We start from the raw sequence: 18,332 nt of genomic DNA on the forward strand, positions 1-18,332 counted from the left end.
CCTTGGTGGGGGCAGTAATTCGCGATGGCATAGAAGCTGCCGTTGACGTTGTAGACCCCGACGCCGTGCCGCCCGATGGGTACCAGCTTGTGCTTGCCCGGCGGGATCTCGTCGACGGTTGCGACGACATGCTCGCGGCCCTGGGCGAGCCGGGGCTCGGGCCGTTCGGCTTGTTCGGTCAACTCAGAGCACCCGCGTCTGACCCTCGAGGACCGGAACGGTCTCGGGCAGGTGGTAGGTCGCGATGCCGTTCTTGTACATCACGGCGTCACGGGCCGCTTTGGGCAGGTGCTTGACCAGCCAGCGGGGGTCATCGAACGTCCAGTGCGGGTAATCCGAGGAGAACAGCAGGATCTTCTCGCATTCCATCCATTCCAGCGCGCGGGTCAGCTCGGTCTTGTCTTCGGGGTAGTCCAGCGGCTGGGTGGTGAACTTGATGTGGTCCTTGACGTATTCGGACGGTTTGCGTTTGATCTCCACCCACGACTTGCGGGCCTCGTAGATCGCGTCCATCCGCCACATCAGCGGCAGGATCCAGGTGAACGCGTGCTCGACGAAGACGATCCGCAGCGTCGGAAAGCGGTCGAAGACGCCGTCGAAGATGAGGCTCATCACCTGATTGGCGGCCAGTAGCGAATACGTCACCATGAAGTCGTGGTTGTAGCTGGGGAATCCCACCGGCGGAATCGGTAACTCGTCGTACTGGCTGCGCGACAGGTGGCAGCTCACGGTGATGTCGTGCTTGGTCGCCGCCGCCCAGATTGGGTCGTACTTGGGATGGCCCCACGACGGCTTGGGCTCCGCCTTGATCAGGATCTGTGCCATGTAGGGGTGCCCGGCCCAGCGCTCGATTTCGCGCACGGACTCCTGCGGCTCCTCGATGGCCAGGCAAATCGAACCGCGCCACCGCTCGTGCCAGTTGTTGTGGCTGTCCAGCCAGTGATTGGCCTGCCAGTCGTTCAGCGCGTACGACATCGCGTGCTGCGCTTCGGGCAGGCGGGCCGGGTAGGCGGCGGGTTCCAGAATCGCGATGTCGGAGCCCGCCTCCATGATCAGCTGGCGAAACGCCAAGTCCGGGTCGCTGCAGGGAAACTCGCCGTTGGCGGGGAAGGTGTCCACGCGCATCGCGTAGGAGTGTGCATAGTCGGGGGCGTCGTAGTAGATCAGCTCGCCCACATGGCGGTTGAGGAAGTACTTGCTGCGCCATGGCTCGGGGATGTACGGAACCAACTCACCCCGCTTGGGCGCCGGGTGGACATCCGAGTCGACGCACCGGACGGCTATGCGCTCGGTAGCGGGGATCCGCTCCTGCGAATGTGTCAACGTCATGGGGAACTCCTCGGTCTCACGTCTTACTCCTACTGTGCGCCGACCCCGGCGGGCATGTCTATGCCGTAGAGCTGCGCCGCGTTGCGCCAGCACACCTTCTCGCGCTGGTCGGCGGAGAGCGCGCCGGGCAGCTTCGTGGCATCACCGAACTGCCAGTGCGGGTAGCTGGAACCGAACATCACCATGTCCTCCTTGCCGGTGAAGCCGAACCATTCACCCGCGAACGCGACATCGCCGGGCCCGTCGAGGCTGCCCTGGATGAAGTACACGTGCCCGGGAAGGTAGTCGCTGGGAATGCGCGGCGCCCACGGCGTCTGCTCGAGGTGCGGCCGCCCGAATGTGTCCATCCGCCAGATGAACGGCGTCACGAAATCGGCGGCGCCGTCGGCCCAGACGAACTTCAGGCCGGCAAAGCGCTCGAACACTCCCTCCGCGATCATGTTCATCAGGTGGTAGATGTAATTCAGCGCCATGAAGCTGACGTATTGCTCATAGGTGCGGGTGTTGCCGGACGGCGTCGGCGGAAACATGATCCCGTTGCCCACTTCGATATGGGCGGCCACCGGGAGGCCCGCGTCAACCGCGGCCTCCCACAGCGGCCAGAACTGCGGTTTGCCGTACAGCTCGCGGGATTGCAGCGGGACGCCGATCTGGACGACACGCGGATGCGAGCCCCATTTCTCGATCTCCCGCAGCGCGCCCGGTATGTCGTCGGGATTCACCCGGATGGTGCCGCGGAACTTCTCGCCGAACTCGCTGGACTCCAGCCAGTCCGACACCATCATCTCGTTGTGCGCGGCATGCAGGGCGGTGCCCAGGTGCCGGTCCGGCATGATGCCGCGTCCCATCGGATGCAGGACGGCAATGTCGACTCCACGCTTCGAAAAGAGTTCCCTGGCAACGAATTCCGGATCTGACCCCGGGTACTGGCCGTCCGGACCCTCGGTGTTCGGCGCGTACTCGCCGCCGGGGGCGCCGTACCAGTCCATCTCGTAATCGGGGAAGCCGCGGCTCTTGAACGGCTCACGCAGGGTCTCTCGCAACGCCTTGTTGGACGGGAAGAAGATGTGCACGTTCGCGTCGATGAGCGGTGTGCGAGTGCCGTCAGCGTGTTCGATCACCAGAGCCATCCTTCGACTCGGGCGGGGTCAAGCAAGTCCAGCCGGGTCATATGATAGACAACCTAACATTCTTCTCAGCGGTCATTCAACGGGTTTCCGGTAAGCGTTTCGTTTAGTAATCAGCCCTGGTAGGGCGCGATTTCCACGGTGTTCTGCAAGCAGCGTTCTTTAATCCGGATAATACCATTCTCGGGCCCGCTGATAAGGGCCATCCGCCTCCATGCACGCCGCCCGGGAGCCGCCCGGCCGATGGTGAAAGACGTGCGGCTGTACCTGGAGCCCGACAAAGCCGAGCGGCACGACCATTCCCTAGTCCCGTTCTAGTTCGGCGAACGCCTCACCGGCGATGCGAAAGCTGTCGACCGCGGCCGGCACCCCCGCGTAGATGGCAACCTGCAGGAAGATCTCGCGAATCTCCTCGCGGGTGACGCCGTTGGTCAGCGCCGCCTTGACGTGCGTGCGCAATTCGTTCGGCCGATTCAGCACCGAGATCATCGCCAGGTTGAGCATGCTGCGCGTTTTCCGGGACAACTCGTCGCGGCCCCACACCGCGCCCCAACAGTATTCGGTGACGAGGTCCTGCAGTGGCTTGGTGAAATCGTCTGCGTCGGCCAGGGCCCGGTTGACGTACTCCTCGCCGAGCACCTCGGACCGGACGTGCAGCCCGCGCTGGTAGGTTTCGCGATCCAATGTCTTCTCCTTCGCCCGGGCGCCGGTGTCGCAATGCCCCAAGCGCAGTCTCGCATCGCAACCGGTCAACGCGGTCGACGTCGATAGCCGCCGGGCCGCCGTTGTGACCCCATAACCCGATTCCGAGATTATTACTTCCGGATGCGAGAATGTTATTCTCGCGCTGGCGTGATGACAGGGAGGCGGCCTTCATGCTGTTGGAGTTCGATGCCGATCAACGGCTGTGGCAGCAGACCGTTCGCGACGCCGTCGCCAAGCAGTGCCCGCCCGCACTGGTGCGCGGCGTGGCCGAGGACGGCGTCGACCCCAGTCCCTTGTGGAAGTCGTATGTGGACCAGGGCTGGACCGAGCTGAACGACCCCGCCAGCGCCGTCGAATTGGCCATCCTGCTCGAAGAATTGGGGCACGCGACCGACCCCACCCCCTTCCTCGCGACGATGAGCCAGTTCGCCCCGTTGGTGGGTGAGCAGTTCGATCCGCACGAGTCGGGCACCGCCGTCTACGGCGGGGTCGCGGCGCACCGCGACGCCGAGGGTTGGGTTTTGGACGGTACGGCGCGGCATGTCCTCGACGGCGACCGCGTCGATCGCCTGGCGGTGGTGACCGATGCCGGAGTGTTCATCATCTGGGCGAACCAGGTGTCGGCGCGGCGCGCCGCGGTCTTCGACCCCGTCTTGCATGTCGCCGACCTGTCGTTCTGCGAAGTCCGGGTGGTCGACAGCGCCCGGCTCGCCGTCGACTCCGAGCGCGCCCACCACATGGCGCTGACGGGCATGGCGATCACCATGGTCGGCGCGTGTCAGCGCATCCTCGACCTGGCGCTCGAGCACGTCCGCAGCCGTCAACAATTCGGTGTGCCGATCGGGTCGTTCCAGGCCGTCCAGCACAAGGCCGCGGACATGCACGTCGCCGTCGAACGGGCCCGGGCCCTGGCCTACTTCGCGGCGCTGACGATCGCCGCCGACGATCCCCGCCGCCGGCTCGCCGCGGCCATGGCCAAGGCGTCGGCAGGTGAGTGCCAGTCGCTGGTATTCCGGCATGGTTTACAGCTCCATGGCGCAATGGGATTCACGTGGGAGAACGACCTGCAGTTCGCGCTGAAGCGCGCCAAGGCCGGTGAGTTGATGCTCGGCGGCGCCGCCGAGCACCGTGCGCGCATCGCGGAGGAGTACCGTGCAGCTGACTTTTGATTCCGACGTCGAGGCGTTTCGGGCGGAGTTCGCGGCCTTCCTCGACGAAAACCTGCCTCTCGCAAGCGAAACGCGCGAGCGGCCTCGTTCGGTGTCGCATATGCCGCAGTGGGCACGCGACTGGCAGCGGCTGTTGTTCGACAACGGCTGGCTGCTGCCGAGCCAGCCGCCGGATTTCGGGGGCCGCAACGCGACGGTCATTCAGCAGTTCGTCTATCTGGAGGAACTCAGCCGCCGCCGGATCTACCACAGCTTCAACCCGCAGGGCGTGAACATCGTTGCGGCGTCGCTGTTGTCGTTCGGCAGCGAGGAGCAGAAGCGGCGCTGGGCGGTACCGATACTGCGGGCCGAGATCACCGCATCGCTGGGGATGAGTGAACCCAGCGCGGGCTCCGACCTGGCGTCGTTGCGCACCCGCGCCGTCTTGGACGGCGATCACTTCGTGGTCAACGGGCAGAAGGTGTGGACTTCGGGCGCCCACGACGCCGACGTCCTGCTGACGTTTGTGCGCACCAACCCGGATGCGCCCAAGCACAAGGGGATCAGCGCGCTGATCATCCCCACCGACACCCCGGGAGTCGTGCGCCGGCCGTTCCCGTCGATCTGCGGCGCCGATGACCTGGATTTCAACGAGGTGTTCTTCACCGACGCCCGGGTACCGGCGGAGAATCTGGTCGGCGAGCTCGACCAGGGCTGGCGGGTCGCCAACGGGTCGCTGGGGCACGAACGCACGATGATGTGGCTGGGTTTCGCCGATCGACTCGACAACATGATCGACGACTTCCATCCCGGCACCGAGGTCGAGCGCGACCAGTACGCCAGCACCATCATGGACAAACAGGCGCTGCGCCTGCTGGGCTCGGTGGCCCTGGCCCGCGCCGCGCGTGGCGAAGACGACGTGGCGGCGATCTCGGTGCTCAAGCTGCTGGGGTCCGAGGCCGAGCTGCGCGCGATGGAGCACGCACTGACGTCGGCGGGAGCCGACGGGCTCGTTCACCCGGGCCTGACCGGGCCCTACGCGCACATGAACCTCGACCATTATTTCGCGAGCTGGTTCGAGCGTTATGCCCGCAGCTTTTCCGGGACGATCGCCGGGGGCACCTCGGAGATCCAGCGCAACATCATCGCCCAGCGGGTGCTCGGGCTGCCGCGGGGTTAGCTCCCCGGCCAAGGGAACCGGGTTGCTAGACCGGGTCGAACTTGGTGATCAGCCAGGCGCCGTTGACGCGGCTCAAACTCACCAGCACGCTGCTGGACGCCATCGCCGGGTCCGGGTTGTCCTTGCTGGTGGTGCTCTGGTCGACCAGTACCAGCACGATCGCCGAATTCGGATGTAGCTCCGAGACCGCGGCCCCGATCACCCGGGCGCTGGTTTTCAGCGACTTCTGTTTGGCCGCCGGAGCAACGATCTGGTCGGTGAACTGGTTGTAGTACGACAGGAAATCCCCGGACAGGTGCGACTTCGCGGCGGCGAAGTCCTTGTCGAGGGTGTCGGGCGAGTAGGAGAGCAAGGCGACTGTACCGTCGGACGCCGCGCTCACGACGGCGCTCGCGACGCGGGTGTCGGTTTGTTTGTCGGGCCGGAATTGCTTGAAGTACAGCCAGGTCGCCACACCACCGGAGATCAACAGCAGTGAAATCAGAAGAATTGGAACGACTTTCACCTTGGCGCGCACCCGGGGTCTGCGACGTCCGCTGTCTTCGGTCTGGTCGGGAGAGTCGTCGGCGACGTCGATGTCGCGGTTGTCCTCGCTCACGGAACGAACTCCAGTTTGGACATCTTGTATTGCCCGCCGTCGTCTGTGACGGTCACCTTGAGCCGCCAATTGCGCGGCTCGTCTTTGGCGCCCGCGGCGTTGCTGATTCGCGATGACGCCGCGACGAGCACCAATGCGGAATTCCCCTCGATGGTTTGCACGGCCGCCGCATTCACGCTTCCCTGGGTCACCACTTTGGACTGCTCGACAACCGTCGTGAAATCTTTCGCGCGCTGCTGGAAGTCGTCCCTGAACTGGCCGGTCGAGCTGTCGATCACCCGCTGGACGTCCTCCTTGGCCCGGTTGAAGTCCATCGAAAACATGTTGACCACACCCTGCTTGGCCCCCGCGATGAAGTTCGCGGTGCGCTGCTCGCGCTCGGTCGTCTCATGCCGTTCCCACATCATGTATCCGCTGGCCGCGACGAAGGCGCAGATGAGAACGATGACGGCCGCTTTCCACGTCACAGACCACGCTGGCAGACGGACGCGTCGCCGCGAGCGGGCCGGCTCGGAATCCGACTCCGCTTCTTTCGTGGTTTCGTCGGTGACGTCTTCATCGGTCCCCGCTTCGCCGGCCGCTTCGGCAGCGTCGGCGACATCGCCTTCGGCCTCTGCTTCGGCGGTGTCGGTCGCGTCCTCGTCGGCGTCCGGGGCCGCCTCGACGGTATTGGCCTCGGCCTCTTTCTCCGCCTGGGCCTGCGCTTCCCGCCGCAGCCGGGCGGCGCGGGCGCGAGCACGCGCCGCGGCCGCCAGTGCTTCCGCCTCGGCCGCTTCGGCCTCGGCCTCCTCGAGCAACGCCTTCACGTCGGCTTCAGAGGTGGCCGAATCCTGCGGTTCCTTCGCCTCAGCCATTGCGCTTACTGCCCGTCACTTTCCTGATCGACTGACTCCGCGTCGCGGCTACCATCGCACGAGCGAAAACGGATAGCTGGCGGTGCCCCCCGGTCCGCCGCCGCAGCCGGTGTCGAAGGTCGAGTCGACCTGACCCGCCATCGTCACCGGATCCCACGAGTAAACGTCATGAGAAGGAAAGAACTGGACCACGCAGCGGACACCGTCGGGCACGTCAACGACCATGGTGTAGCGGCCGTTGGACAGATGTGCGTCTGACTTCCAGGGCGCCGCTTGGCCGTTGGGTTGCGGAATCGCTTGGATCGTCAGGCATTCCGGTCCTTGATCGTATCTGCACGGCCGGATCGCCCAAATCCAGCTGTGGCCGGGATCCCGGTTGGTGTCCACCCTGTAGTTGCCGACCTGGACGTCCGCCTGGGCGGTCGGCGCGACGGTCAGCCCGGCCGTGGCAAGCGCAAGGCCCGCTGCGAAAGTCTTCACCGATGCGTCTCCCGTCTCTGCGCACGCGTCTGGCCTGAATATAGAGTGCGGCCACGCTGAACAGGCGTACTCGGAGAAATTGGCGCGGTCAACGACGGCCCTCCTCCCGCGTAGCGACGCCGGATGTCAGTCGATGACGGCGGCTTCCTTACGTTCGGTGATCGGCCTGGCGAGTTCCTGCTCGTCGACAATGCGCTGCAGCTTGTCCAGTGTCTCGTCCAGGCCGGCCCCTACCCTGCGGCCGGGGGTGAAGGTGGCCGGGAGCTTGCGCATGCCCTGGATGACACCGATCGTCTCGTAGTGGATGGTGCCCTCGGGGTCGCAGCGATAGTCCGGCATCCGGTCGAGCACCGCGGTGAGCATGGACTTGAACACGGCGCGAGCCACGTTCGACCCGGCACACCGATGCACGCCGAGTCCGAAGCTGAAGTGCCGGTTGCCTTTACGGTCGAGGACGATCTCGTCGGGGTCGTGGAACACCGCGGCGTCGCGGTTGGCCATCGCCCAGGAGATCCACAGCCGCTCGCCCTCCTTGAACCGGGTGCCGTCGAGTTCGACGTCGTCGGAGAACGTCCGGCCGTCGCCGGGGGCCGGAGTGAAGTAGCGCAAGAACTCCTCGGTCGCGGGGTCGAGCAGCGTTCTGCGTTCCCTGCTGAGCAGGTCGCGTTGCTCGGGGTGCTCGGAAAGCCACTCCAACGAATGGGCGGTCAGGGCGGTCGTGGTGTCGAACCCGCCGCCGATGACCAGCCCGAGGTTGCCCAGGATTTCCAAGTCCGGCGCCGGCTCCCCGTCGATGCGCATCTGCAGCAGAGCATTCACGATCCCCGGCCGCGGGTTCTCGCGGATCTCGAGCATGTTGTTCACCATGTCGAGCCCCATCTGCCTGTGCATTTCGGTGACGCGCTCGATATGGGGGGAGTGTTCGGGCGTGTACACCGCGGCATGCACCGGCTCGCTGTACATATTCCACTTCGTGAGCGGGATGCCCATCATCGCCAACGTCAGGACGGCCGGAACCACATTGGCCAAGTCGTCGACGAAGTCGATGCTGCCGCCCTCGATCTTTTCGTCGAGGCAGGCGCGCGTCACGTCGTCGATGAACGGCTCCCAGCGCTTGACCGCGGCCGGCGACAGGTAGGGGTTCAGTACGGTGCGGTAGATGCGGTGCTCGGGGTCGTCCATCTCCAGAATGCCGCCGCGCACGGCGCTGACGCGGCGGGCGGTGGGGATCGAAATGCCTTTGTAGCCACGGCGTTCGCCGTGGATGTCGTGGTCGTTGGACACGGCGGGGCAGCGGGCCAGTTCGAACACCTCGTGGCTGCCGGCCGCCACCCAATGGCCGCCATAGGTATCACTCCACGCCATCGGGCACTTGGCGTGCATCTCCTTGGTGATCGCCGAGAACTGCGACCGGTACTCCGCGGAATGCCGATCGAAGTGGTATTGGTTCTTCTTGCGGTCGCTGTCGCTGTCGCTGACGACGTCGTCGACACTCAAAGCTCTGTCTCCCTGTGTATTTCGTCGGTCAATCCGGGCGCGGTTCAGGCGTCTTCGGTGATGATGATGGCCTGCTCCGGGCATGATTGGGCGGCTTCACGAACCTGGTCCTGCCGATCGGCGGGCACCACTTCGTCGACCGCGGACGAACTGCCGTCGATGTCGCTGAGCCGAAACGACTCCGGCGCGATCATCGCGCACAGGGTGTGGCCCTGGCAGCGCTCTGGATCAACCCAGACCTTCACGATGTCTCCTTGCGTGGTTCGTTGCGGGGCTCGAGTTGGGGCGCTGCTCAGTGGGCGTCGCGCACGTCGGCGCGGGCGGTCACGACGGCTTGGCCGGTCTTCTCCACGAGCCGTGCGGTCTCGTCGAGATCCTCGGGCGCGGCCATCGAGTGGCCGATGGTGTCGATGTCACAGCACAGGTCGACGGCGATGACGTCGGCGCCCTCCTCGGCCAATCGCACCGCGTGACTGCGGCCCTGGCCGCGTGCCGCGCCGGTCACGAAGGCGACCTTCCCCCCACACGCCCGTGTGCGCCGTCTCCCACCGCTTCTCCTTCCGATTGGTCGCCGAAGACCGGTGTCTCAGGTGTTGCGACCGCCGTTGACGCCCAACAGCTGACCGGTGATGTAGCCCGCCTCGTCGGACACCAGGAAGGCGCATGCCGCCGCGATGTCCTCCGGCTTACCCATCCGGCGCACCGGGGTCCGCGCGATGGTCTCGTCGATATCGCCCAGGAAGCCGTTCTTCGCCGCGGCGCGCAGCATCGGGGTGTCGATGAAACCCGGCGGCACCGCGTTGACCGTGATTCCGGCGGGGCCGTACTCGAGTGCCAGGGACTTGGTGAGCCCGTTGACCGCGGACTTGGCCGCGACGTAATGGCTCATATAGGGCGCGCCGGAATGGGTGCTCGACGAGGAGATGTTGACGATCCGCCCCCACTTCGCCTGGATCATGTCGGGCAACACCGCCTGAATGGTGTGGAAGACCCCGTTGAGGTTGACGTCGATCACCCGCTGCCAGTCCTCGAACGTGATGTTTGTGAAGCGCTTGAAGCCGTCCAGCCCCGCTGCGTTGACGAGGACCGTGACGGGCCCCAGCTGGGCGCGGATCGCAGCGAAGGCGGCATCCAGCTGCGACCGGTCGGTGACGTCGGCGGTGAAGCAGTGGTCGCCGTCCGACGGGCGGAGATCGATCGTGGCGACGTCGAGGCCGTCGGCTCGCAGCCGTTGTGCGACGGCGAGACCGATGCCGGACCCGCCACCGGTGACCACCGCAGTCTTCACGTTGAGGCCTCTACTCCACAGGTGACCGTCTCAGTCACAAAGAATCACGCTTGCAATTATGAGAACCCTACTCTCACGCCGGATCGGGTTGCAAGATACCCGGGAAACCGTGTTTGGCCTGCGTCAAACTGCGTGTCCCCGGCAACCGCTGCCGCTCGGGTCGCTGGTCAGCGGCCCGCTCCCATTCCTGAGAGTTTCTTGAATTATCGAGAGTCGAATGTAAGATTCGCCGCGGAAGAGAATCAAATTATCGTAACCGTCACCAGGGGGTACGGAATGCCTGCCCAGGACACGGCAGAACCCGCCGCGGATGCCGCGCCTGAGTCACACGTCGACCGCCGGCTCTTGATCGGTGGCCGGTTGGTCGCCGCCGACGAAACCTTCCCGTCGATCAATCCCGCCACCGGCGCGGTCGTCGGGCATGCGCCGGACGCCGGTGCCGGGCAGGCCGAAGCCGCGATCGCGGCGGCCCGGGACGCGTTCGACACGACCAGCTGGCCGACCGATGTCGAGTTGCGCATCCGCTGCCTCGACCAGCTGCATCGGGCGCTGATCGACCACGCCGACGAGTTGCGTGAGCTGACCATCGCCGAGGTCGGCGCCACCCGAGCGCTCACGCACGGCGCCCAGCTCGACGAGCCGATCGGCATCGTGCGGTTCTACGCGGATCTGCTGCGCACCTACCGGTTCTCCGAGGACCTCGGGGAGAAGGAGTCGCGCGGCATGCTCCATCACCGCTGGGTGGAAAAGGAAGCCGCCGGCGTGGTCGCGGCGATCATCGCCTACAACTACCCGAACCAGCTGGCATTGGCGAAGCTCGCCCCCGCCCTGGCCGCGGGGTGCACCGTGGTCCTCAAGGGTGCGCCGGACACACCGTTGGTCACGTTGGCGCTCGGTGAGCTGATCGCCGAACACACCGACATGCCCGACGGTGTGGTGAACGTGATCAGCTCCTCGGGCCCCGAGGCCGGCGAGGCGCTGACCACCAGCCCCGACGTCGACGTCGTCACCTTCACCGGATCAACGGCGGTGGGGCGCAAGATCATGGCCGCCGCCAGCGGGACGGTCAAGCGCGTGTTCCTGGAGCTGGGGGGCAAATCGGCGGCCATCATGCTCGATGACGCGGACTTCGCCGGCGCGGCGACGTTCGCGGCGTTCAGCATGGTGACCCACGCGGGGCAGGGGTGTGCCCTGACGTCGCGGCTGCTGGTGCCCAGGTCACACCACGACGAGATCGTCGCGCTGATCGCGCAGAACTTCGCCCACGTCCGCCACGGCGACCCCGCGGATCCGAAAACCTACATGGGCCCACTGATCAACGAGCGCCAGCGCGACAAGGTGGACGGCATGGTCCAGCGCGCCGTCGCCGCGGGCGCGACGTTGGTCACCGGCGGCAAGCGGCTGGACCCGGGCTACTTCTATGCGCCGACGCTGCTCACCAATGTCGATCCCGACAGCGAGATCGCGCAGGAGGAGATCTTCGGGCCGGTGCTGGTCGTGATCGCGTTCGACGATGACGACGACGCGGTGCGCATCGCCAACAACTCGATCTACGGCCTGGCGGGTGCCGTCTTCAGCCGCGATGAGAACCGTGCGCTCGCGGTGGCGCGCCGGATCCGGGCCGGCTCCTTCTCGATCAACGGCGGCAACTACTTCGGCGCGGACAGCCCGTTCGGGGGCTTCAAGCAATCGGGGGTGGGCCGAGAGATGGGCGTGGCCGGTTTGGAGGAGTTCTTGGAGAGCAAGACGTTTGCGGTGCCGGCGCCGGGAGCTCCGGCGTGAGGCCGCTGGAGGGCATCCGCGTCCTGGAGGTCGCCATGTACGGGTTCGTCCCGTCGGCGGGCGCCGTGCTCGCCGAGTGGGGCGCCGACGTCGTCAAGGTCGAGCACGCGGTGACCGGCGATCCGCAGCGGGGCCTGCGACAGACCGGCATGCTGCGCGTCGAAGGCGACCCCAACCCCAACATCGAACACGCGAACCGCGGCAAGCGCAGCATCGGGCTGGACATGTCGGTGCCCGAGGGCAAGGAAGTGCTCTACGAGCTGGCGCGACGGTCGGACGTGTTCCTGACCAGCTTCCTGCCGGGCGCGCGCCAGAAGTTCGGGATCGACGTCGACGACATTCGGGCGGTGAACCCGCAGATCGTCTACGCGCGTGGCAGCGCGCTCGGTCCGCGCGGCGAAGAGTCGGTCAAGGGTGGCTACGACATGACCGCGTTCTGGTGCAGGGCCGGAACCGCCGCGACCATCACGCCGGCGGGGATGCCGGGGATGATCGCGCCGCCGGGACCCGCCTACGGCGACACCATCTCCGGCACGAATCTCGCGGGCGGCATCGCGGCGGCCCTGCTCAAGCGGGAACGCTCCGGTGAGCCGTCCGTCGTCGACGTGTCGCTGTTGGGCAGCGGCCTTTGGTCGATGGGACACACGGTCGCGCTGACGAACCATCTGGGCCAGCGGCTTGAAGCACCGCCGCCGGGTGTGCACGGCGCTCCCAACAACCCGTTGGTCGGGCTCTACACGACGTCCGACGGACGCTACATCTCCTTCGTGATGATGCAGCCCACCAAGTTCTGGGCCGACGTGTGCCGGCACGTCGACCTACCGGAGTTGGCCGACGACCCGCGCTTTGCAACGGTGGAGAAGATCGCCGCCAACACGGCGGAGGCGGTGGAGCTCCTGACCAAGGCCATCGCAACCCGCACGCTGGCCGAGTGGAGCGAACGCTTCACCACGCTGGCCGGTCCCTGGGCGCCCGTCCAGGACACCTTGCAGGCCGCCAACGACGCGCAGGTCCGTGCCAACGAGTACATCGTGCGGGCGGGCGAACTCGAGTTGGTCGCGAACCCGGTCCAATTCGACGTCGCGGCCCCACAGACCGGGCCGGCGCCCGGATTCGCCGAGCAGACGGACGAGATCTTGATGGAACTCGGATTCGACTGGGACCGCATCATCGAACTCAAGACGGCCGGCGCCGTCACCTAGGACCGGAGGTGTCGTCGATGTTCGAGCCGACCGTCGCGGCTGTGCCGACACATTCGCCCCGGCTAAGCGGACTGCTGATTGCTTGTCGGATAACGGTTATGCGTTTTCCGTTCCGTCCGGACCCGGCATGAGTCATAATCGCCGGACGCTTCAAGACATGGGCCCCACGTTTTGGAGCGTCAACTCACGCAACAGAACGGAGGTCCTGGCGTGAGGACGGACAGCGCTGTCATGCCCGGGTCAGGTGCCGGATTCCGGCCGCCCACAAGGCATTTCGTCGTCGCCTGCACGCCTTCATGGCCATCGGTTCAGCTAAATCTACAGCAGTCAGTACGTGAGAACAAGACTGTCGGTCTCGTAACTCAGGAAAGGGTTTGAGGCCGATGGCAACCACGGGCGCAGACCGTTGGTCAGCGGGATTGCCGCAGCTGAAACTGAAATGGGACATCTCGGGGCCCATGCAGGCCGTCGGAGCACTGTTCGCGATGTCGGCCGATGCGGTCAAGTTCTTGTTCCGCCGGCCGTTTCAGTGGCGGGAGTTCCTGGAGCAATCCTGGTTTGTCGCGCGGGTGTCGCTGGCCCCAACGTTGTTGGTGGCGATCCCGTTCACCGTCCTCGTCAGCTTCACGCTCAACATCCTGCTGCGCGAACTGGGCGCGGCGGATCTGTCCGGTGCGGGCGCCGCGTTCGGCGCGGTCACCCAGCTCGGACCGCTGGTCACGGTTTTGATCGTGGCGGGGGCGGGCGCTACGGCAATGTGTGCGGACCTGGGCGCGCGAACCATTCGCGAGGAAATCGACGCGATGGAGGTGCTGGGCATCAACCCGGTGCAACGGTTGGTCACCCCGCGCATGCTGGCTTCCGGATTGGTCGCCTTCCTGCTCAACAGCCTCGTCGTCATCATCGGCGTCCTCGGCGGTTACGTCTTTTCGGTGTTTGTGCAAGACGTCAACCCCGGCGCGTTCGCCGCGGGTATCACTCTGCTCACCGGCGTGCCCGAGGTGATCATTTCCTGCGTCAAGGCAGCGCTTTTCGGCCTCATCGCCGGCTTGGTCGCCTGCTATCGGGGCCTGTCGATCACCGGCGGCGGCGCCAAGGCCGTTGGCAACGCGGTGAACGAAACCGTGGTCTATGCCTTCATGTCCCTGTTCGTCGTCAACGTGGTCGTCACCGCGATCGGCATCAAGATGACGGCGAAGTAGGGACGGCCGATGGCGCTGAGGGCCGCATATCCGCGATTTTTCCGCCAACTGGAGAGGCCGGTCGCCTCGTTGGGCCGGATCGGCGACCACACCCTGTTCTACGGAAAGGCGCTCGCCGGGGTGCCCTTCGCGGCCACCCATTACACGCGCGAAGTCGTTCGACTCGTTGCCGAGATCAGCATGGGCGCAGGCACTTTGGCGATGATCGGCGGAACCGTGGTGATCGTCGGCTTCCTGACCCTGGCGGCGGGCGGCACCCTGGCGATTCAGGGCTACACCTCGCTGGGCAACATCGGCATCGAAGCGCTGACGGGTTTTTTGTCCGCATTCATCAATGTGCGCATCGCGGCGCCGGTGGTCGCGGGGATCGGTCTGGCGGCCACCTTCGGCGCGGGCGTGACCGCTCAGCTGGGTGCGATGCGGATCAACGAAGAAGTCGATGCTTTGGAGAGCATGGCCATCCGGCCGGTTTCCTACCTGGTGAGCACCAGGATCCTGGCGGGAATGATGGCCATCACGCCGTTGTACGCCATCGCCGTGATCCTGTCGTTCGTAGCCAGTCAGTTCACCACGACGTTCCTGCTCGGGCAGTCGCAGGGCTTGTATCAGCACTACTTCAACACGTTCCTGAACCCGATCGACTTGTTGTGGTCGTTCCTGCAGGCCATCCTGATGGCGCTCACCATCCTGCTGATCCACACCTACTACGGCTATTTCGCGTCGGGGGGACCGGCCGGCGTCGGCAATGCGACCGGCAACGCGGTGCGCACCTCGCTCATCGTCGTGGTGTCGGTAACGCTGTTGGTCTCGCTGTCTATCTACGGTACGAACGGCAATTTCAACCTGTCCGGTTAGCGAAGGAGGTGGAACGGCAGTGACGCAGAGTGTGCCAGCGGGTCGCGCGATCGCCGGCCGACACCCGCGCGCCGGCCATGCGCGGCCGCCGGCCGGACGAAATTACCTGCCGCCCCTGCTGGGGCTGATCACCGTCGTCATCATCTGCCTGATCGTCGCCATTGCGGTGGGTCTGTTTCAGGGCTCCTTCACCGAAACCGTGCCGGTCACCGTGATCTCGCAACGCGCCGGCCTGGTGATGAACCCGGACGCCAAGGTCAAGATGCGCGGCGTGCAGGTGGGCAAGGTCGCCTCGGTCGACTCGCTGCCCAACGGCCAAGCCGCCATTCACCTGGCGATGGACCCGTCGCAGTTGCGGTTCATTCCCAGCAACGTGCTCGTCGACATCGCGTCATCGACGGTATTCGGCGCGAAGTCCGTCCAGCTGGTCGAGCCTGACCAACCCTCGGCCCAGCGGCTGCACGCCGGTCAGACGCTGCAGGGCCAGCACGTGATGGTCGAAATCAACACGGTGTTCCAGCAATTGGTGTCGGTCCTGTCGCACATCGACCCGCCGAAGCTCAACGAGTCATTGGGTGCGCTCGCGCAAGCGTTCAGTGGGCGGGGCCCCCAGCTTGGCCAGTCGCTGAGCGACCTGGATTCGTTTCTGGCTCGGCTGGAGCCGAGCCTTCCCGCTTTCCGGCACGACCTCTCGGTCTTACCGGTGGTGGCCAACGCCTACGCCGACGCGGCACCGAACCTGGTGAAGACCGCGTCCAACGCGACCCGGATCAGCAAGACGCTGGTCGATGAGCAGCACAACCTGGATGCGCTGCTGATCAGCGCGATCGGCTTGGCCGACATCGGCAACGACGTCCTGTCGACGAACCGCCAACGGTTGACGGACGCGCTGCACCTGCTGGTGCCGACCACCGATCTGACCAACGAATACCACGAGGTGTTCACCTGCGGGTTCGGTGGGCTGATCAACATCGCGCACGGTCCGCCGCTGTCGGAACCGAGCATCAACATCTCGGCGAGCCTCACCTGGGGTGGCGAACGCTATCGGTATCCGACGAACCTGCCCAAGGTTGCGGCGACCGGTGGTCCCCAGTGCATGGGTCTGCCGAACCTGCCGTTCAACACGCATCCGAAGCAGTTCATCACCGACATCGGCGCCGACCCGGTGGGGTACGGAAACCCACAAGTGCTGATCAACTCCGACCTTCTCAAACAGCTGTTGTACGGACCGATCGCCGGGCCGCCACGCAACTCCGCCCAGGTCGGGATGCCCGGATGAGAACCCGCGCCACGCTGATAAAGTTCGCGATCTTCGCGGTCGTGATGGCGATGCTGACCGCCTTCCTGTTCTTCATCTTCGGCCAATACCGGACGGGTGCGACCACCGGTTATTCGGCGGTGTTCACCGACGTGTCGCGTCTCAAAGTGGGGCAGTCGGTGCGAGTAGCCGGCATCCGGGTCGGCACGGTCAACAGCGTTTCGCTGCAGCCGGACAAGAAAGTCGTGGTGCAGTTCGACGCCGACCGCAGCATCGTCCTCACCGAGGGCACCAAGGCGGCGGTCCGCTATCTGAACTTGGTGGGCGATCGCTACCTCGAACTCGTCGACGGTCCGGGTCCGACCAAGCGCCTGCCGGCCGGTGGCCAGATTCCGGTCAACCGCACGGCGCCGGCGTTTGACCTCGATCTGCTGCTCGGCGGACTCAAACCCGTGACGCAGGGCCTGAATGCGCGCGACGTCAACGCGCTCACCTCGGCGTTGCTGCAGGTCTTCCAAGGGCAGGGTGGGACCCTCGAGTCGCTTTTCGCCAAGACGACGTCGTTCTCAAATGCCTTGGCGGACAACGATCAGACCGTGCAGCAACTGATCGACAACCTCAACATCGTGATCGGCACGATCTCCAAGGACGGCGGCAAGTTCTCCGGGGCGATCGACCGTCTCGAGCGGCTCGTCAGCGGGTTGTCGGACGACCGCAACACCATCGGCTCCGCCATCGACGCCCTGGACAGGGGAACCGCCTCGCTGGCGGATCTGCTGACCAGCGCGCGGCCGCCGCTGTCGGGCACCATCGACCAGTTGAATCGGCTGGCACCGATTCTCGACAACGACAAGGACCGCCTGGACGCCGCAATCGGCAAGGCGCCCAAGAACTACCGCAAGCTGGTTCGGCTCGGCGCGAACGGCGCCACCATCCCGTACTACCTCTGCCAGTTGGAATTACGCGGCACGGATCTTCAGGGCCGGACGGTGAAAGCTCCGATATTCAGGTCAGACGCTGGAAGGTGCACGGAACCCTGATGCTCAAGTATCGCGGAACTGGCCTCGTCAAGGCGGGACTCATCGGCGTCGTCCTGGCGGTGATGGTCATCCTCGTCGGCCTGTCGCCCGACCGGTTCATCGCGTGGGCGACGATGGTCAGGTACCAGGCGCTGTTCACCGAAGCCGGCGGCCTCGCGACGGGCAACCCCGTGATCGTGTCGGGCGTGAAGGTCGGCACGGTGTCTGATGTGAAGCTGCACCGCGGCGACGCTCTGGTGACGTTCGCGATGAAGGGCAACGTCCTGCTCGGTTCGGAGACGTCCGCGCACATCCGCACCGGCACGTTGCTGGGCGAGCGGATGCTGACGCTGGAGTCCGCCGGCAGCGGCACGTTGCACCCGATGGCGCTCATCCCCGTCTCACGCACGTCTTCGCCGTACTCGCTGACGGAAGCGGTCAGCGACCTGACGACCGACACCGCCGGAACGGACACCACGGCGCTGAATCGGTCGTTGGACACGCTCGCTGCGACGCTCGACCAGATCGCGCCCCAAATGGGGCCGGCCTTCGACGCGCTCACCCGGTTGTCGCGCACCCTCAACAGCCGCAACAAGAACCTCGGCGAGCTGTTCAAGAGCGCCGGCGACGTCACCGGCGTCCTCTCCGAACGCAGCCAGCAGGTCAACAAACTCATCCTCAACTCCGACTCCCTGCTCCAGGTGCTGGTGGCGCGCCGGCAGGAGATCGTGGACCTGCTGGCCAACACGTCGGCGGTCGCCAAACAGTTGACGGCACTGGTGCACGACAACGAAAGCAAGCTGGCGCC

Annotated in this window: 19 protein-coding genes and 1 pseudogene; 9 read left to right on the forward strand and 11 right to left on the reverse strand. The window is 65.6% G+C overall.

Annotated features, from left to right (window positions below):
• The 4 genes from A9X04_RS16030 to A9X04_RS16045 form a co-directional block, all read right to left on the reverse strand.
• Window positions 1–182 (reverse strand): Rieske 2Fe-2S domain-containing protein (locus tag A9X04_RS16030; protein WP_156764383.1); only part of this gene is annotated, 182 nt, incomplete at its 3' end.
• A gap of 1 nt (window position 183) precedes the next feature.
• The gene (locus A9X04_RS16035; RefSeq protein ID WP_067922177.1) at window positions 184–1,329 is read right to left on the reverse strand and encodes an amidohydrolase family protein; all 1,146 of its coding nucleotides are present in this window, start codon (window positions 1,327–1,329) and stop codon (window positions 184–186) included.
• Window positions 1,330–1,358: 29 nt separating this feature from the next.
• Window positions 1,359–2,450 (reverse strand): amidohydrolase family protein, encoded by a 1,092-nt coding sequence (locus tag A9X04_RS16040; RefSeq protein ID WP_067922245.1) that lies wholly within the window; start codon window positions 2,448–2,450, stop codon window positions 1,359–1,361.
• 309 nt (window positions 2,451–2,759) lie between these two features.
• Complete coding sequence (locus tag A9X04_RS16045) at window positions 2,760–3,140, reverse strand: carboxymuconolactone decarboxylase family protein (RefSeq protein ID WP_067922249.1); 381 nt, start codon at window positions 3,138–3,140, stop codon at window positions 2,760–2,762.
• 191 nt (window positions 3,141–3,331) lie between these two features.
• On the opposite strand from A9X04_RS16045, the gene A9X04_RS16050 reads away from it, so the two are divergent.
• Entirely contained in the window at window positions 3,332–4,330 is a 999-nt protein-coding gene (locus A9X04_RS16050) for an acyl-CoA dehydrogenase family protein (protein WP_067922252.1), read from the forward strand.
• The gene (locus A9X04_RS16055) at window positions 4,314–5,489 is read left to right on the forward strand and encodes an acyl-CoA dehydrogenase family protein (RefSeq protein WP_067922180.1); all 1,176 of its coding nucleotides are present in this window, start codon (window positions 4,314–4,316) and stop codon (window positions 5,487–5,489) included. Before A9X04_RS16050 ends, A9X04_RS16055 begins: the two co-directional genes overlap by 17 nt.
• A 25-nt stretch (window positions 5,490–5,514) precedes the next feature.
• On the opposite strand, the gene A9X04_RS16060 is transcribed toward A9X04_RS16055, so the two are convergent.
• The 7 genes and pseudogenes from A9X04_RS16060 to A9X04_RS16090 all read right to left on the reverse strand — a co-directional run bounded on the left by A9X04_RS16060 (window position 5,515) and on the right by A9X04_RS16090 (window position 10,206).
• Window positions 5,515–6,087, reverse strand: coding sequence for a hypothetical protein (locus A9X04_RS16060; RefSeq protein WP_067922187.1), 573 nt, complete (start codon window positions 6,085–6,087; stop codon window positions 5,515–5,517).
• On the reverse strand, window positions 6,084–6,941 hold the full coding sequence (locus tag A9X04_RS16065) for a hypothetical protein (protein ID WP_067922190.1): 858 nt from the start codon (window positions 6,939–6,941) through the stop codon (window positions 6,084–6,086). Before A9X04_RS16065 ends, A9X04_RS16060 begins: the two co-directional genes overlap by 4 nt.
• A gap of 48 nt (window positions 6,942–6,989) precedes the next feature.
• A complete protein-coding gene (locus A9X04_RS16070; protein WP_067922197.1) occupies window positions 6,990–7,421 on the reverse strand; it encodes a hypothetical protein in 432 nt (143 codons plus the stop codon).
• Between the two features lie 126 nt (window positions 7,422–7,547).
• On the reverse strand, window positions 7,548–8,918 hold the full coding sequence (locus A9X04_RS16075) for a cytochrome P450 (RefSeq protein WP_067922208.1): 1,371 nt from the start codon (window positions 8,916–8,918) through the stop codon (window positions 7,548–7,550).
• Between the two features lie 44 nt (window positions 8,919–8,962).
• The gene (locus A9X04_RS16080) at window positions 8,963–9,163 is read right to left on the reverse strand and encodes a ferredoxin (protein ID WP_067922210.1); all 201 of its coding nucleotides are present in this window, start codon (window positions 9,161–9,163) and stop codon (window positions 8,963–8,965) included.
• A 53-nt stretch (window positions 9,164–9,216) separates the two neighbouring features.
• A pseudogene (locus A9X04_RS16085) lies at window positions 9,217–9,483 on the reverse strand (hypothetical protein); the annotation flags it as partial.
• A 21-nt stretch (window positions 9,484–9,504) separates the two neighbouring features.
• Window positions 9,505–10,206, reverse strand: coding sequence for an SDR family NAD(P)-dependent oxidoreductase (locus A9X04_RS16090; protein WP_067922223.1), 702 nt, complete (start codon window positions 10,204–10,206; stop codon window positions 9,505–9,507).
• A gap of 276 nt (window positions 10,207–10,482) precedes the next feature.
• Between A9X04_RS16090 and A9X04_RS16095 the strand changes: the two genes are divergently transcribed.
• The 7 genes from A9X04_RS16095 to A9X04_RS16125 form a co-directional block, all read left to right on the forward strand.
• Window positions 10,483–11,988: an aldehyde dehydrogenase family protein gene (locus tag A9X04_RS16095; protein WP_067922225.1), complete on the forward strand. Its 1,506-nt coding sequence runs from the start codon at window positions 10,483–10,485 to the stop codon at window positions 11,986–11,988.
• Window positions 11,985–13,190, forward strand: a complete 1,206-nt coding sequence (locus A9X04_RS16100) for a CaiB/BaiF CoA-transferase family protein (RefSeq protein ID WP_067922231.1) — start codon at window positions 11,985–11,987, stop codon at window positions 13,188–13,190. The genes A9X04_RS16095 and A9X04_RS16100 overlap by 4 nt, the downstream gene beginning before the upstream one ends.
• A gap of 383 nt (window positions 13,191–13,573) precedes the next feature.
• A complete protein-coding gene (locus tag A9X04_RS16105; RefSeq protein ID WP_067922234.1) occupies window positions 13,574–14,392 on the forward strand; it encodes an ABC transporter permease in 819 nt (272 codons plus the stop codon).
• 9 nt (window positions 14,393–14,401) lie between these two features.
• On the forward strand, window positions 14,402–15,247 hold the full coding sequence (locus A9X04_RS16110; protein ID WP_067922237.1) for an ABC transporter permease: 846 nt from the start codon (window positions 14,402–14,404) through the stop codon (window positions 15,245–15,247).
• Window positions 15,248–15,266: 19 nt separating this feature from the next.
• Window positions 15,267–16,526 (forward strand): MCE family protein, encoded by a 1,260-nt coding sequence (locus A9X04_RS16115; protein WP_067922240.1) that lies wholly within the window; start codon window positions 15,267–15,269, stop codon window positions 16,524–16,526.
• Window positions 16,523–17,545: an MCE family protein gene (locus A9X04_RS16120; protein WP_067922243.1), complete on the forward strand. Its 1,023-nt coding sequence runs from the start codon at window positions 16,523–16,525 to the stop codon at window positions 17,543–17,545. Before A9X04_RS16115 ends, A9X04_RS16120 begins: the two co-directional genes overlap by 4 nt.
• Window positions 17,545–18,332: MCE family protein (locus A9X04_RS16125; protein WP_067922255.1), on the forward strand; the 788-nt coding region annotated here is incomplete at its 3' end. The genes A9X04_RS16120 and A9X04_RS16125, both read left to right, overlap by 1 nt.

Origin of the sequence: Mycobacterium sp. E3247 (assembly GCF_001667785.1) — a bacterium.
Classification (GTDB): domain Bacteria; phylum Actinomycetota; class Actinomycetes; order Mycobacteriales; family Mycobacteriaceae; genus Mycobacterium.

Excerpts from the sequence above, each read along its gene's own strand:
- A9X04_RS16035 (WP_067922177.1), bottom strand. The coding sequence starts at position 1,329 with ATGACGTTGACACATTCGCAGGAGCGGATCCCCGCTACCGAGCGCATA.
- A9X04_RS16050 (WP_067922252.1), top strand. The coding sequence starts at position 3,332 with ATGCTGTTGGAGTTCGATGCCGATCAACGGCTGTGGCAGCAGACCGTT.
- A9X04_RS16065 (WP_067922190.1), bottom strand. The coding sequence starts at position 6,941 with ATGGCTGAGGCGAAGGAACCGCAGGATTCGGCCACCTCTGAAGCCGAC.
- A9X04_RS16095 (WP_067922225.1), top strand. The coding sequence starts at position 10,483 with ATGCCTGCCCAGGACACGGCAGAACCCGCCGCGGATGCCGCGCCTGAG.
- A9X04_RS16105 (WP_067922234.1), top strand. The coding sequence starts at position 13,574 with ATGGCAACCACGGGCGCAGACCGTTGGTCAGCGGGATTGCCGCAGCTG.
- A9X04_RS16110 (WP_067922237.1), top strand. The coding sequence starts at position 14,402 with ATGGCGCTGAGGGCCGCATATCCGCGATTTTTCCGCCAACTGGAGAGG.
- A9X04_RS16120 (WP_067922243.1), top strand. The coding sequence starts at position 16,523 with ATGAGAACCCGCGCCACGCTGATAAAGTTCGCGATCTTCGCGGTCGTG.